Here is a 14,403-nt window from a genome sequence, read left to right as displayed (position 1 = left end):
GAGAACTTGTTCACCTCCCCGCAACCGCCCTTTGGATCCACATACTTAAAGTGTGGATCCCCAGCATCGACACCCACCGTCGCCGCCCGCCACCGATCCCCCGGACCGACCCTGGACCCGACACCCGAACCTGAACACCCGCGCTCTCTGAACGGATCTCGCCCATGCGCCTGCCGCACCACCCGCAGCCCTCATGACATCACGCCACGGTGTCCGCAGGATCGTGCCCCTGCTGCTGGGCTGGGAGGAACTCCCCAAGTCCGTCTCCGTGCACGGCGCCCCGTACGAGGAACGCCTGCGTGAACCCGTACCGGCCGTGCTCCTGGAGTGCGACGGCGGCTGGCTGCTGCTCGACACCGGCTTCAACACGGCACTGATCCGGGACCCGGCCCTGCGCCGCCGCTTCTACGGCTCCCCCAACTACCGGCCGATCCTGCCCGGTCCCGGCGAGCCGCTGGAGGAGGCCCTCGACGCGGCCGGCATCCCGATGGACGCGATCCACGCCGTGGCCGTCAGCCATCTGCACGCCGACCACGCGGGCGGACTCAAGCACTTCGCCGGCCGGGTGCCGGTGCACGTACAGCGCGAGGAACTCTCCTACGGCCTCTCCGGGCAGCCGGAGGTCGAGCGGCACTCCATCTTCCGCGTCGACTTCGACGACCCGCGCATCGACTGGCGACAGGCCGACGGGGACATGGAGATCGCGCCCGGCGTCACCGCCGTACTGACGGCCGGACACACCCCCGGGCACCAGAGTTTCGTCGTCGACCTCGCGGACGGCGGCGGTTTCGTGTTCGCCTTCGACGCCGCCGATCTCACCGAGAACATCGAGCACGAGCTCCCGATCGGCGCCTCGATCGGCGTCGACCCGGAACGCACGGTGGAGCCCATCCGCCGCCTCAAGAGCATCGCCGCCGAACGCGGTTACGAACTCGTCCCCGGTCATGACCCCGTGGTCTGGCCGGAGTTGATGCGCCGCAGGGGCGTGCCGGGCACCTAGCCCGCCCTGGCCGGATCGCACCAACAACTCGGTTCACACGCCTTTAACACCCGGGACACGAGAGATGGCCTGTGGCCCGTGAACATGATTTTGGATCCAATCTTGACACTTTGAGATCCAACACCTGAGGATCGGTACCCAAGGAGGCCCACATGCCGGACCAGTCAGCTGGATCGTCCTCACCCGGTTCCGCCCCGTCGACGGCGTCGCGCCGCACCATGCTCCGGGGCGCGGGACTCCTCGGAGTGGGCGTCGGCTTCGGACTCCCCGCCCTGCTCAGTGCCTGCGGTGCCGCGGCCGACGACGCCAAGGGAAGCGGCAAGGGCGGCACGCTGACCCTGGCCATCGACGCGACCAGCGCGGTCAACGACCCGTCGTTCTACACCTCGTTGGGCGACTGGATGGCCGTCGACTGCATCTGCCGCGGCCTGACCTTCATCTCCTTCGAGACCAACGAGCCCACCCCCGACCTGGCCAAGAGCTGGACGATCTCCGACGACCAGCTCACCTACACCTTCGCGCTGCGCGAGGGCGTCAAGTTCCACGACGGCACCACACTGACCTCGGCGGACGTACTGGCCAGCCTGGGGCGGCAGTTCGACGAGAAGGACAAGACGCTGCCCAAGGGCGCCACCCGCCCGCTGTCCGACCTCGGCGCGAACGTCGCCTCGCTGACGGCCCCGGACGACCTCACCGTCAAGATGGTCCTCAAGAAGCCGGACCGGACGGCCCTCGGCCAGCTCTCCGACATCGGCGGCCGCATCATCTCCGCGGCCGCGCTGAAGAAGTACGGCGCGGACATCGGCAAGCACCTCGTCGGCACCGGCCCCTTCGCCTTCTCCGCCGCCACCTCCGGCCAGTCGATCACCCTCACGGCCTTCGACGACTTCCGCCTCGGCAGACCGCCTGTCGACCGGCTGGTGCTGCGCCAGGTCCAGGACCCCTCGACGATCGTCAGTTCACTGCTCAGCGGCGACATCTCGGCCACCCAGTTCACCCCGTACTCGGCCGCCGCGCAGCTCCGCAAGGACGACTCGGTGACGGTCTACAAGACGCCGTACAACGCCAACGCGATCCTGATGATCGACGCCCGCCGCGTCCCCGAGCTCAAGGTCCGTCAGGCCATCAACCTCGCGATAGACCGCAAGTCCATCCTCGACCAGGCCTTCTACGGCGTCGGCGCGCTGCCCGGCGGCTACGCCATCCCGCCCGCGCAGAGCGGCTACGACACCGGCCTCGCCGACCTGAGCACCCAGGACACGGCCAAGGCGAAGAAGCTCCTCGCCGAGGCCGGTGCCGGCGGCCGACGCATCCGGCTCATGGCGGCGAGCGACTCCTGGCACCCGAAGGCCGCGCAGATCGTCGCCCAGAACCTCACCGACGTCGGCTTCAAGGTGGTCACCACCTCCGTCGACCCGGCCACGTACTTCACCCGGCTCCTCGACGGCAAGGACGACTACCACGACCTGATGATCTGGGAGCGCAACACCTACGTCCCGGACGCCAACGACATGGTCGGCGCCATGGCCAGCCCCACCGGTCTCTACGGCGCGACGATCACCGGCATGGACACGCTCAAGGACGCCGCGTCGCTCCAGACGGAACTGGACACGGCCAAGAACCTGCCCCTCGGCGCGCAGCGCACGGCCGCCTACACGAAGATCCAACGCCGTTGGGCGGAGGACTACATGGTGCTGTCGATGCTGGCCTGCTTCGCCAACCTCGTGGTGAGCGGCTCGCACGTGAAGCACATGAACACCGCCGCACTGGCCAACCACCGCTGTTACATGGAGAAAGCCAGTGTCTGAGACGACGGCCGCTCCGGCGCCCGTGGCGACCGCACGGCCTCCGACGCCCGTTTCCCGCGCGGCCGTGCGGACCGTCCTTTCCGCCTGGCGCCGGCGCCGGTTGGGGCGGTCCTGGCCTGCCGTCCTGTCGTGGCTCGTCCTGGTCGTGCTGGTCCTGGTGGCCCTCGTGGGGCCGCTGTTGATCCAGGCCGACCCGCTGCGTCAGACCTCGTCGGCGCTGCTGCCGATGGGCTCGGCGGGTCACCTCTTCGGCACGGACGACCTGGGCCGCGACGAACTGGCCCGACTGGTGCACGGCGCACGGCCGTTGCTGCTCGTGGCATTCGCGGCAACGGCACTCGCGGCCGTCGCCGGCACCGGGATCGGCCTCCTCGCCGGATACCTCGGCGGTGTCGTCGAGCAGATCCTGATGCGGATCGTCGACCTCGCCCTCGCCTTCCCCTCCATCCTGCTCGTCATCCTCCTGGTGGCGGCCGCGGGCCCGGGCACGGTCAGTCTGATCGTCGGCATCGGAGTGTCCCTCGCACCCGGTCTGGCCCGCCTCGCCCGTGCCCTGACGGCTCGCGAGGCGGCCCATGACTACGTCGTCGCCGCCAAGTTGGGCGGCACCCGCACCTCACGCATCCTCGCCCGCGAACTCCTCCCGAACATCGCCGGACCGATGCTCGCGCAGGTCGTCATGACACTGTCGATCGCGGCGGGCTTCGCCGCCGGTCTCTCCTACCTCGGCCTCGGCATCCAACCCCCGCAGCCCGACTGGGGCTACATGGTCCAGGCGGGCCAGGAGTTCCTCTACACGGCACCCCGACTGGTCGTCCTGCCCGCGACGTTCACGCTGCTGTTCGTCGTCGCCTGCAACTTCGTGGGCGACGACCTGCGCGACGCACTCGACGTACGGGGGCCGGCGTGACCACCGCACTCCTCCCCGTCCACCGCCCCAAGTGGGCAGCGGGAACAGCCCTGTTGTTCCTACGACGGCTCGCCCTGATCCCCGTCGTGCTGTTCGCGCTGGCCAGCCTGGTGTTCCTCGCGATGCGCCTGCTGCCCGGCTCACCGGCGACCTCGCTCGCGGCCGGCGGCAACAACCTGTCCGCGACCGAACTGGCAGCCAACGAGGCACGCGTCAACAAGGCACTCGGCCTCGACCGACCGCTCCTCGCCCAATACGGCAGCTTCCTCAACGACTTGGTGCACCTACGGCTCGGCACCTCGTTCTACGGCTCCAACAGCGTCCTGGGTCTCCTCGGCGACGCGCTCCCGGCCACCATCGAGCTGACGCTCGCGGCGATGACGATCGCGGTCCTCCTCGGTGTCGTCACCGGGGTCATCGCCGCGCTGCGCAAGGGGAGTTGGATCGACCACTCGACCCGGGCCGTCGCCACGGTCAGCTTCTCACTGCCTTGGTTCGCGCTCGGTGTGCTCGGCATCGTCGTGTTCGGCGTGTGGCTGCGCTGGCTCCCGGTCCTGGGCCGGCTGCCCAGCTCGCTCGACTACAACCCGACCACCAACTTCGTTCTCCTCGACGCCATCCTGCAGAACCGCCCCGAGCTGGTGTGGCCCTGGATCCAGCATCTGATCCTGCCCGCCGTCACGTTGGCGCTGTCGATGGCCGGGTTCATCACGCGCATCGTGCGCGCCTCGGTTCTGGAGGTCCTCGACGACGACTTCGTACGGACCGCCCGCATGAAGGGCCTCAGCGAGAGCGTCGTGGTCCGCCACCACGTGCTCCGCAACTCCTGGCTGCCCATCGTGACCGTCCTGGGGCTCCAGTTCGGTTCCCTGCTGGGCGGTTCGGTGATCACCGAGACGGTCTTCTCGTACGCCGGTGTCGGCCGCCTGCTCGTGCAGGGCGTCCTGCAACGCGACTACCCCGTCGTGCAGGGCGCCGCCCTCGCCATCGCCCTCCTCTTCACCCTGGTCAACCACGCGGTGGACCTGCTGTACACGGTCCTCGATCCGCGGCTACGGAAAGGATGACCCGCATGGACATCGTGCTCGTCCACGGTGCCGGCGGACGGCCGACGACCTGGTCGGCCGTCCAGCCCCTGCTGGCCGCCCGCGGCCACCGGCTGTTCACCGTCACCAACCCGATGACCTCGTTGGAGGACGACGTCGCCAACACGGCGGCCGTGCTGGCGGAGACGACGGGTCCGGTACTGCTCGCCGGGCACTCCTACGGCGGCGCGGTCATCAGCAACGTCGGCCGTGATCCGCGGGTCAAGGGGCTTGTCTACATAGCCGCGTTCGGGCCGGACGAGGGCGAGACGGTCAACGGGATCGTCGAGCGGTACGAGGAGGCGGAGATCTCCAAGTACATGCGGCGCGGCCCGAACGGCGAGTGGAAGTCCGAGACGAGCGAGGAGTTCTGGGCGGAGATCGGCTCCGACCTGTCCCCCCAGCAGCGGGCCGTGGTGGAGGCGGAGGGCCGCAAGGCGGAGAACCTCATCTTCACCCAGCCGACGGGCGCACCGGCCTGGCGCGCACTGCCCAGTTGGTATCTGGTCGCCGACGACGACCGCACGCTGCGCCCGGAGATCCAGAACGACATGGCGGCCCGGATGAAGGCCACCGTCGAACACGTACCGGGCAGCCACTACACGACCCTCGTGTGGCCCGAGCGCGTCGCCGACCTGATCCACACGGCGGCCCTGGCCGTGGGCGAGAGCTCATGACGTCCGCCCCCGTGCTCGAAGTCCGGGACCTGCGCGTCCAGTTCGACGTTCCGGCGGGCCGACTGCCCGCCGTGGACGGTGTGGACCTCACCCTCCACCAGGGCGAAGTCCTCGCGCTGGTCGGCGAGTCCGGGTCCGGGAAGTCCGCCCTGTCGATGAGCCTGGTCGGCCTCAACCGCGGTCCGCGCACCCACATCAGCGGCGAGGCGGTCTTCAAGGGCCGTGACCTCGTCGCCGCGTCGGAACGGGAGCTGCGCGGGGTACGCGGTAAGGACATCACGGTCGTCTTCCAGGACGCGCTGGCCGCGCTCAACCCGCTGCACCGGGCGGGCGCCCAGGTCTCCGAGATGATCCGCGCACACCGCGATATGACACGAAGTCAGGCGACGCTCCGGGCCGTGGAGTTGCTGGGCGAGGTCGGCATCGCAGGCCCGGACCGCACCGCACGCGCCTATCCGCACCAGCTCTCCGGGGGCATGCGCCAGCGCGTGATGATCGCGATGGGCCTGGCCAACGACCCGGCGGTACTGATCGCCGACGAGCCCACCACGGCTCTCGACGTCACGATCCAGGCCCAGGTGCTGGCCGTCCTCAAACGCGTCCAGCGCGACCACGGCACCTCCGTCCTCCTGATCACCCATGACCTGGGCGTCGTCGCCGAGGTCGCCGACCGGGTGGCCGTGATGTACGCGGGCCGGATCGTGGAGCAGGGCCTGCGAGAAGAGGTGCTATTTCAGCCCCAACACCCCTACACGATGGGCCTGTTGGGCTCCGTCCCACCGATCGACGGCCCTGTCGTACGACGGCTGCCGACCATCGCGGGCAGCCCGCTCACCGGGGTCGACCGGCCGTCCGGCTGTGCGTTCGCACCCCGGTGCCCCTTCGTCCACGACGCGTGTGCCGAGCGGCCCGTGCTGCGGCAACGGCACGGCGACGACGGGCATCTCGACGCCTGTGTGCTGCCCTCCCCCGCCCGTGCCACGGCCCGCTCCCAGGGAGGCCTCGCATGACCGCCGCGCTCATCCAGGCCCGCGAGTTGCGGGTCGAGTACCTGGGCCGAGCGGGCGGCCGGGTTCGGGCACTGCGCGACGTCGACCTCGACATCCTCCAGGGCGAGATCCTCGGCCTGGTCGGCGAGTCGGGGTGCGGCAAGTCCACGCTCGGCCGGGCCCTGTTGCGGGTGATCGAACCCGCCTCGGGCCGCATCGAGTTCGACGGCACCGACCTCACCCGGCTGCGCGGGCGTCAACTCCGCCGTACCCGGGCCGAGTTGCAGATGGTCTTCCAGGACCCGTTCGGTTCGCTGAACCCGCGCCGCAGGATCGCCGACATCGTCGCGGAGCCCCTGCTGCGGGCACGCGGCGCCACCCGCGCCGAGGCCGCGAAGACGGTGGCCGAACTGCTCGACCTGGTCGGTCTGGGCGCGGAGGCCGGCGGACGCAGGCCACACGAGTTCTCCGGCGGCCAGCGCCAACGCATCGGCATCGCACGGGCGTTGGCCTCCTCACCGCAGTTCGTGGTGGCCGACGAGGCCGTCTCCGCGCTGGACGTGTCGATCCAGGCCCAGGTGCTGAACCTGCTCTCCGACCTGGTCCGCGACCGCGGCCTGACGATGCTGTTCATCTCGCACGACCTCGGCGTCGTACGGCACATCGCCGACCGGATCGCGGTCATGTACCTCGGCCAGATCATCGAGGTCGCCTCCCGCGACGACTTCTTCGCCGCCCCCGCACACCCCTACAGCCGGGCGCTGCTGTCGTCGGTTCCCGTGCTGCGGCCCGGAGAGACCCGCGAACAGCAGGTGCTGGAGGGCGAGTTGCCCGATCCGGCGAATCCGCCCGAGGGCTGTCTGTTCCGCACCCGGTGCCCCCTCGCCACGGAGCGGTGCCGCACCAGCGCGCCCGAGCTGCGCGAGATCGCGCCGGGCCGCAGTGTGCGCTGCCACCTCCCCCTGGTCTCCAGCGAGTAGCGAAGAGCGAGTACGGCACCTGGTCGGCACTCAGTAAGGACGAACCGCCTTGATCATCGACGCGTACAACACCACCCAGGACGTCCGCGGCCGTTCCGACTACCTCACCGGCGCCCGCAAGGGCCAGGCCCCACCGCCGTACAAACCCTTCGAACCGCGCCGCATCCTCGACCGGATGGACGCGGCCGGAGTGGACATGGCGATGGTGTGCTCGCTCGCGCAGCGCATCGAGAACGACTTCATCGCCTCGCTCGTGACCTCGTACCCGGACCGCTTCTTCGGCTTCGGACAGGTGATGCCGCAGGCCGACGACGCGCTCGACGAGATCGACCGGATGGCCGACGCGGGGCTGGTCGGGCTGAAGCTGCACCCGAGCCTGCACGGCTACCACGTCGCCGACCACGGCCTCTTGGACCCGGTCTTCGAGGCGTGCGCGCGGCGCGGACTGCTGGTGCTGATCAACGCTCTCGACGACGCGTTCTGCGCGCCGCTGGCCATCGAGGAGATCGCCCGGGACCACCCCCAAGTCCCCACGATCATCGCGCACATGGGGGCGGTGTGGAACGTGCCGGAGGCGATCATCGTGGCCGAACGGCAGCCGCACGTGTACCTGGAGACGTCCGCGACGCTGATGAGCGACGTGAAGCGCGCCTACGCGCGGCTCGGCCCGGAGAAGATCCTGATGGGCAGCGAGTGGCCGGGGTCGGACTTCGACCTGGAACGCATGAAGATCGCCAAGGCGGTCGAGGACGAGAAGGACCGTGCGCTCGTCGAAGGCGGCAACATGGCCCGGCTGTTGGGGCTCACGGTATGAGCGCCTCGAACGTCCGCCCCGTGGCCGTACCGCCGTCGATGCACGAGGACGACGTCGAACTCCTCGCCACCGCACAGCACTTGCTCACCCGCGTGTGGCAGTCGGGCCGTCACGAGGTCGCGACCGCGCTGCGCACGGCGGACGGCCGGGTGCACACCGGGGTCCATGTGGAGGGCTCCTGCCGGCGCAGTTCGATCTGTGCCGAGGGGGTGGCCATGGGCACCGCCCGGGGTGCCCTGCCCGCCGGTGCGGAGCTGAGCGTCACGTCGGTGGTCTCGGTGCAGATCAAGCCGGCGGGGTGGTTCCGGATCATCGCGCCGTGCGGGGTGTGCCGCGAACTGATCAGCGACTACTGCCCGGACGCCACCGTGTGGGTCACCACGGTCGACGGGGACGAGCCGGTCCCGCTGCGCGCCCTGGACCTGCTGCCCGAGAAGAGCCGACGCCGATGGTGAGCGCCATCGGTCCCGAGGAGAGGAGAGCCATGTCGTCCGTCTTCGTCACCGGTCCGTCCGGACGAACCGTCCCCACCGGGCTCGATGTCCCCGAACTCGCCGCACAGTTGGGCGGTTCCGGGTCGCCGGTGCTGTGGGAGGAGCTGACCTGGCCGGAGGCGGAGTCCACGGCCGCCGCCCAGGACGCCGTGATCATCCCCATCGGCGCCACCGAGCAGCACGGCCCCCATCTCCCCCTGGCCGTGGACACCCGGATCTGCGAGGCGGTCGCCCTCGGCGTCTCCGCCCTGACCGGCGTACCCGTCGTGCCGCCGCTGAGCTTCGGGGTGTCCGCGTCGCACGGCGACTTCGCCGGGACGGTGGCGCTGCGGCCGGAGACGATGATCGCCGTCGTCGAGGACGTCATCGACTCCCTCTACGCCTCTGGAGTACGGCAGTTCGTGCTGCTCAACGGGCACATCTGGAACAACGGCGCACTCGATGTGTCGGCCGAGAAGCTGAGGGTCCGTCACAAGGACGCACGGGTGAGGGCGTTGGGGTACGTGACGATGTACCCGGGGCCGGAGGTCGACGGACATGTCACCTACGGGCGGGCGTTGATGCACGCCAACTTCTTCGAGACGTCCGTGATGCTGCACCTGGCGCCGGAACTGGTCCGGATGGACCGGGCCACCTCCCACGTCGACGTCGACTCGTTCTGGGACTACCGCATGGACCAGGTCAGCGAGACCGGGGTCTGGGGCCGGGACGTCGCCGACGCGAACCCCGAGCACGGCGAGGCGGAGTTCGACCGCTGTGTCCTGACCACCGCCGGGGCGGTGTCCACGGCGGTCCGTGAGCCGTGGCCCGACCCCACTCACCGTCCCGGACGCCAGGCGTGAAGGAGAACACCGTGGACCCCAGCATCGTGATCCCCCGGCTGCCGGACTGCGAGCCCATGCTCATCGGCGGCGAGTGGACCGCCGGCACCGCGACGGAGCGGATACCGGTGCTCGACCCCGCCACCCGCGAACAGCTCACCACGGTCGCCCAGGCGGGCCCGGCCGAGGTGTCGGCGGCGGTCGAGGCCGCCAACGCCGCGCACCGGGACCGCCGTTGGCGCGGGCTGCCACCCCGGCGGCGCCGTGACGTCCTGCTGCGCCTCGCCGACCTGGTGGAGCGAGACGCCGAGCAACTGGCCGTGCTGGACACCCTGGACAACGGCAAGGCGATCGAACGCGCCCGGGGCGACGTGGAGTTGGGGCTTCAGGCCATCCGCCACTTCGCGGGGACCCCGACCCGGCTGGAGGGCTCCGTGCACGCGGCCGGCCCCGACCGGCACGTGTACAGCGTCCGTGAACCGGTGGGCGTGGTGGCCGCCGTACTCCCGTGGAACTTCCCGTTCATGATCGCGGCCTGGAAGCTTGCCCCGGCGCTGGCCGCCGGCTGCACCGTCGTGGTCAAGCCGGCCGAGCAGACCCCGCTCACCGCGCTGCGGCTGGCCGCGCTCTGTCTGGAGGCGGGCGTGCCCGAGGGCGTCGTCAACGTCCTGACCGGTGACGGCCGTACGGGCGCGGAGCTGGTCGCCCATCCCGGCGTCGCCAAGGTCTCCTTCACGGGGTCCACCGAGGTCGGGCGGCACATCATGGCCGCGGCGGCACCCTCGTTGAAGCGACTGACCCTCGAACTCGGCGGCAAGTCACCCAACATCGTCTTCGCCGACGCCGATCTCGACGCGGCCGTACCGAACGCCGTGCGCGCGGTGTTCGGGCACTCCGGGCAGATGTGCACGGCCGGCAGCAGGCTGCTGGTGGAGCGCGGAATCGTCAAGGAGTTCCTGGACCGGCTGGTGCCGGCGGTGGAGGCGCTGCGGATCGGCCCGGGGCTCTCGGGCGGCGTCAACATCGGTCCGCTGGTGTCGCAGGAGCAGTACGACCGCGTCACCGGTTACGTCGAACTGGGCCGCGCCGAGGGCGCCGAGGTGGCCGTGGGCGGCGAACCGCTGCCCGGGCCCGGGTGGTTCGTGCCGCCGACGGTGTTCACCGGGGTCTCCCCCGACATGCGGATCGCCCGGGAGGAGATCTTCGGGCCGGTCGCCACGATCCTGCCCTTCGACGGCGAGGAGGAGGCGATCGCGCTGGCCAACGACAGCGAGTACGGGCTCGCCGCCGGTGTGTGGACAGGCAGTCTGGCCCGCGCCCATCGCACGGCCGCCGCGCTGGAGGCGGGGACCGTGTGGGTCAACACGTACAACGAGTTCGACCCCGCCGTGGCCTTCGGCGGGATGAAGCAGTCCGGCCTCGGCAGGGACCTCGGCGACGCCGCCGTCGACGGGTTCACCGAGCTCAAGAGCGTGACGATCGCCCTGTGAGCGCCCCCGTGACGGCCACGACGGCCACCTCGCCCCCGAACCCACCGCCCCCGCGCACCCTGAACGTCGCGGCCGAACGGGCCCGTACGCCGGGCTCGTTCACCGGTCACCACTTCAACGCGGCCGGTGCGGCCCTGCTCGCCAACGGCACCGTAGAGGCGGTCATCGACCACCTCCGTGCCGAGAGCCTGTCCGGTGGCTACGAGGCCGCGAAGCACGCGGCTCCGGCCCTGGAGGCCGTCTACGCGCGTACCGCCGAACTCCTCGGCGCCCGGCTGGAGGAGGTCGCCCTCGTCGAGAGCGCGACGGCCGGCTGGCAGCGGGCCGTGTCGGCACTCCGACTGCGCCCCGGTGACCGGGTGTTGGCGGCCCGCTCCAGTTACGTCAGCAGCGCGCTGCATCTGCTGTCGGTCGAACGCGACCACGGTGTCCGGGTCGAGCTGCTGCCCAACGGCCCTGACGGAGCGGTGGACTTGGAGGCGTTGGAGACGGCGCTGCGGGCAGGACCGGCGGCGCTGGTGACGGCCGCGCACGTCCCGACGTCCTCGGGGCTGGTCGAACCCGCCTCCTCCATCGGCGCGTTGGCCCGCGCCCACGGGGTGCCCTTCCTCCTGGACGCCACGCAGTCCCTCGGTCAACTGCCGGTGGACATGGCCGCCATCGGCTGCGACCTGCTCATCGGCACCGGCCGCAAATTCCTGCGCGGCCCGCGCGGCACCGGCCTGCTCGCCGTCCGCCGCCCGCTCCTGGACCGGCTCGCCCCCGAGGCGCCCGATGTCCGGGGCGCCGTATGGACCGCCGAACGCACCTGGGAACTGGTGCCGGACGCCAAACGCTTCGAACTCTGGGAGGCCGCACACGCCCTCCGCCTCGGCCTCGGCGCCGCGCTGACCGACCTCGGCACACTGGGCGTCGACACCGTCTCCCACCACCTGACAGCCCTCGCCGCCGCACTCCGCGAACGCCTCTCCGCCCTCGCGGGCGTGTACATCACCGACCCCCCGGCCGCGGGCGGCGCGATCGTCACCTTCGTGGTCGACGGCCTGGACGCCTCCGAGGTACAACGCCAACTCACCTACCGCCGCGTCCACTTGATCGCCGTCCCGGCGGGCCACGGCCGCTGGGACATGGATCACCGGGGCCTGACCAAGGTGGTCCGAGCCTCCGTCCACGTCTACAACGACCAGGACGACCTGGACGCGCTGGTGGAGGCGGTACGCGAGATCGTCTGCTTGCAGGGGCGCGGTACGGGGTCCGGTGCGGGGCGACGGGAGCGGGGGGCGGGAGACGCGGGGCGGGGCAACGGGGAGCCGGAGGCCGATCGCGCCATGCCCACGCCCACTCCGTCGCTGTCAGCGCCTCGGACCACGGCACCGGCACCGGCACCGGCACCGGCACCGGCCATCGGGCTCCACTCCTCACCCGCAGCCACACGCACCCCCCACCACACCCACGACGCGATCGTCGTCGGCCTCGGCGTCCACGGCAGTGCCGCCCTACGTCACCTGGCCACACGCGGACTCGACGTGATCGGCCTCGAACAGTACGGCCTGCACCACGACTTGGGCTCTTCGCACGGGGCGACCCGGATGATCCGCCGCGCCTACCCCCACCCCGACTGGGACACGCTGGTCGACACCGCCTACCGGGCCTGGACGGAGCTGGAGGGCGCCTCGAAGGCCCAACTGCTCGACATCACCGGCGGGTTGTACGCGGCACCGCGGGACCGCCCCGATCCGCTGCGTGGCCCGGGCTGCCGACAGGTCGACGGCGAGGAAGCGGCACGGATCTTCCCGGGGCTGCGGCTGCCGGCCGGATTCTCAGCGGTGCACGACCCGCGCGCCGGAATCATCGACGCGCAGGAGACGCTCCGCGCCCAACTGACCCTGGCCGAACGAGCCGGAGCGCACCTTCACCACCACGCCCGCGTCCTCGGCTGGGAACCGGACGGCGACGACATCGTGGTCCGCACCGGCCAGGCCGCCCTGCGCACCCGCCGCCTGGTGCTGTGCACCGGCCCCTGGACCGCAGCCCAAGTTCCCTCCCTCGCACCCCACTTGACGGTCACTCGTATCGTCAACGCCTATTTCGCCGCCGACCCCGCGGGCCCGCTCGGCCCGTCCGGTCTGGGCAGCTTCTCCGTCGACCTGCCGCAGGGCCTGCTCTACGGGTTCCCCGCGACCGACGGCCGCGGCCTCAAGGCGGGGCTGGACAGCGGTCCGCCCTGGGACCCGCGGGCACCCCGCCCCGAGGCGACCGACGCCGAACTCGCCCTGCTCGCCGAGGCGGTGGCCCAGGTGCTGCCCGGCGCCGGGCCGGTGACCGAGAGCCTGACGTGCCTCTACACGATGACCGCCGACCGACGATTCCTGGTCGGCGAGGTGCCGGGCGTACCGCAGGTGCTGGTCGCGTCGGCGTGCTCGGGGCACGGGTTCAAGTTCGGACCGGCGATCGGCGAGGCACTGGCCGACCTGGTGTGCGGAACCGCCCGCCCGGACCTGGACTTCCTGTCCCCGGCCCGACTGTTCCCCGGCGGAACCTCGTGAGGCGGCACCACGAGGTCCGCTCAGCCGTGGAACACCGTCTGGGAGCGGCGCTCGTACCAGGCCGTCAGATGCTCACCGGAACTGATGACGTGCTCGCGCATCAACGCGTCGGCACGGTCGGCGTCGTGCGCGGCCAACGCCTCGATCACGGCCTCGTGTTGACGGATGTTGAGCTGTCGATGGCGTTCGTCTCCGGCGAGGGCGAGCGAGGAGACGTTGCGCGGGAAGCTCTCGTTGATCCGGTCGATCATCCGGGTCAGCCAGGGGTTGTCGGCCGCTTCGCAGATGACCGTGTGGAAGCAGTCGTTCGCCGCCGTGGTGGCGGTGTTGCCACCCCCGGTCCCCTCACCGGCGGCTCGCGCCACCGCCTCGCACAGGACGGCGTTGTGCTCGCGCAGCGCGGCGAGCCCGCGTTCGGCGATCCGGGAGGCGGCGCGCCGGGCGGCCATGCCCTCCAGCTCGGCCCGCACCTCGTACGCCTGGCGCACTTCCCAGGGCGCGGGCACCCGGACCACGGCGCCGCGGTTCGGCTGCATCTCGATCAGCCCGCCGTTCTGGAGCTGGCGCAGCGCCTCGCGCACCGGTGTGCGGCTGACCCCGAACTCGGTGGCCAGCGCCGCCTGGCGCAGCGGTTTGCCGATCGCCAGCTCGCCGTTCATGATCCGCGCGCGGATGCGGGCCGCGATGTCGTCGACGAGGGGACTCTCGTCAGTCTGGGAGGTCATCGGAGTCGGTCAAACCCTTCTCGGGGGCGGTCGGGGGGTGCGCGGTGGTGGAGCAGTTTCCCAC

Annotated in this window: 13 protein-coding genes; 12 read left to right on the top strand and 1 reads right to left on the bottom strand. The window is 71.0% G+C overall.

The features are described 5' to 3' along the window. Positions 1-193: 193 nt before the first annotated feature. From ACIRRY_RS37875 to solA, 12 genes are all read left to right on the top strand, one after another. Positions 194-1,000 carry an N-acyl homoserine lactonase family protein gene (locus ACIRRY_RS37875; RefSeq protein ID WP_403982185.1) on the top strand — a complete coding sequence of 269 codons (807 nt, stop codon included), beginning with the start codon at positions 194-196 and terminating at the stop codon, positions 998-1,000. A 152-nt stretch (positions 1,001-1,152) separates the two neighbouring features. Next, a complete protein-coding gene (locus tag ACIRRY_RS37870) occupies positions 1,153-2,808 on the top strand; it encodes an ABC transporter substrate-binding protein (protein WP_403982183.1) in 1,656 nt (551 codons plus the stop codon). Next, positions 2,801-3,718 (top strand): ABC transporter permease, encoded by a 918-nt coding sequence (locus ACIRRY_RS37865; RefSeq protein ID WP_403982180.1) that lies wholly within the window; start codon positions 2,801-2,803, stop codon positions 3,716-3,718. Before ACIRRY_RS37870 ends, ACIRRY_RS37865 begins: the two co-directional genes overlap by 8 nt. Beyond that, positions 3,715-4,785, top strand: a complete 1,071-nt coding sequence (locus tag ACIRRY_RS37860; protein WP_403982178.1) for an ABC transporter permease — start codon at positions 3,715-3,717, stop codon at positions 4,783-4,785. Before ACIRRY_RS37865 ends, ACIRRY_RS37860 begins: the two co-directional genes overlap by 4 nt. A gap of 5 nt (positions 4,786-4,790) precedes the next feature. Beyond that, positions 4,791-5,480: an alpha/beta hydrolase gene (locus tag ACIRRY_RS37855; RefSeq protein WP_403982176.1), complete on the top strand. Its 690-nt coding sequence runs from the start codon at positions 4,791-4,793 to the stop codon at positions 5,478-5,480. Beyond that, positions 5,477-6,490: an ABC transporter ATP-binding protein gene (locus ACIRRY_RS37850; protein WP_403982173.1), complete on the top strand. Its 1,014-nt coding sequence runs from the start codon at positions 5,477-5,479 to the stop codon at positions 6,488-6,490. Before ACIRRY_RS37855 ends, ACIRRY_RS37850 begins: the two co-directional genes overlap by 4 nt. Beyond that, complete coding sequence (locus ACIRRY_RS37845; RefSeq protein WP_403982170.1) at positions 6,487-7,449, top strand: ABC transporter ATP-binding protein; 963 nt, start codon at positions 6,487-6,489, stop codon at positions 7,447-7,449. The genes ACIRRY_RS37850 and ACIRRY_RS37845 overlap by 4 nt, the downstream gene beginning before the upstream one ends. A gap of 49 nt (positions 7,450-7,498) precedes the next feature. Next, entirely contained in the window at positions 7,499-8,263 is a 765-nt protein-coding gene (locus tag ACIRRY_RS37840) for an amidohydrolase family protein (protein WP_266878957.1), read from the top strand. Next, on the top strand, positions 8,260-8,718 hold the full coding sequence (locus tag ACIRRY_RS37835; protein WP_403982167.1) for a cytidine deaminase: 459 nt from the start codon (positions 8,260-8,262) through the stop codon (positions 8,716-8,718). The genes ACIRRY_RS37840 and ACIRRY_RS37835 overlap by 4 nt, the downstream gene beginning before the upstream one ends. 29 nt (positions 8,719-8,747) lie before the next feature. Further along, a complete protein-coding gene (locus tag ACIRRY_RS37830) occupies positions 8,748-9,599 on the top strand; it encodes a creatininase family protein (RefSeq protein ID WP_403982164.1) in 852 nt (283 codons plus the stop codon). A gap of 11 nt (positions 9,600-9,610) precedes the next feature. Next, complete coding sequence (locus tag ACIRRY_RS37825) at positions 9,611-11,068, top strand: aldehyde dehydrogenase family protein (protein ID WP_403982162.1); 1,458 nt, start codon at positions 9,611-9,613, stop codon at positions 11,066-11,068. Then, positions 11,065-13,614, top strand: coding sequence for an N-methyl-L-tryptophan oxidase (solA, locus tag ACIRRY_RS37820; protein WP_403982159.1), 2,550 nt, complete (start codon positions 11,065-11,067; stop codon positions 13,612-13,614). The genes ACIRRY_RS37825 and solA overlap by 4 nt, the downstream gene beginning before the upstream one ends. Positions 13,615-13,634: 20 nt before the next feature. Here solA and ACIRRY_RS37815 read toward each other — a convergent pair whose 3' ends face one another. Further along, the gene (locus ACIRRY_RS37815) at positions 13,635-14,339 is read right to left on the bottom strand and encodes a GntR family transcriptional regulator (RefSeq protein ID WP_403982156.1); all 705 of its coding nucleotides are present in this window, start codon (positions 14,337-14,339) and stop codon (positions 13,635-13,637) included. Between the last annotated feature and the right edge of the window lie 64 nt (positions 14,340-14,403).

Source organism: Streptomyces sp. NPDC101776, assembly GCF_044766845.1.
GTDB lineage: Bacteria > Actinomycetota > Actinomycetes > Streptomycetales > Streptomycetaceae > Streptomyces.
Note: the sequence above shows the minus strand (reverse complement) of the source record. Positions and strands in the feature narration are given on the sequence as shown.

Excerpts from the sequence above, each read along its gene's own strand:
- ACIRRY_RS37830 (WP_403982164.1), top strand. The coding sequence starts at position 8,748 with ATGTCGTCCGTCTTCGTCACCGGTCCGTCCGGACGAACCGTCCCCACC.
- ACIRRY_RS37850 (WP_403982173.1), top strand. The coding sequence starts at position 5,477 with ATGACGTCCGCCCCCGTGCTCGAAGTCCGGGACCTGCGCGTCCAGTTC.
- ACIRRY_RS37870 (WP_403982183.1), top strand. The coding sequence starts at position 1,153 with ATGCCGGACCAGTCAGCTGGATCGTCCTCACCCGGTTCCGCCCCGTCG.
- ACIRRY_RS37855 (WP_403982176.1), top strand. The coding sequence starts at position 4,791 with ATGGACATCGTGCTCGTCCACGGTGCCGGCGGACGGCCGACGACCTGG.
- ACIRRY_RS37845 (WP_403982170.1), top strand. The coding sequence starts at position 6,487 with ATGACCGCCGCGCTCATCCAGGCCCGCGAGTTGCGGGTCGAGTACCTG.
- ACIRRY_RS37875 (WP_403982185.1), top strand. The coding sequence starts at position 194 with ATGACATCACGCCACGGTGTCCGCAGGATCGTGCCCCTGCTGCTGGGC.
- ACIRRY_RS37835 (WP_403982167.1), top strand. The coding sequence starts at position 8,260 with ATGAGCGCCTCGAACGTCCGCCCCGTGGCCGTACCGCCGTCGATGCAC.
- ACIRRY_RS37815 (WP_403982156.1), bottom strand. The coding sequence starts at position 14,339 with ATGACCTCCCAGACTGACGAGAGTCCCCTCGTCGACGACATCGCGGCC.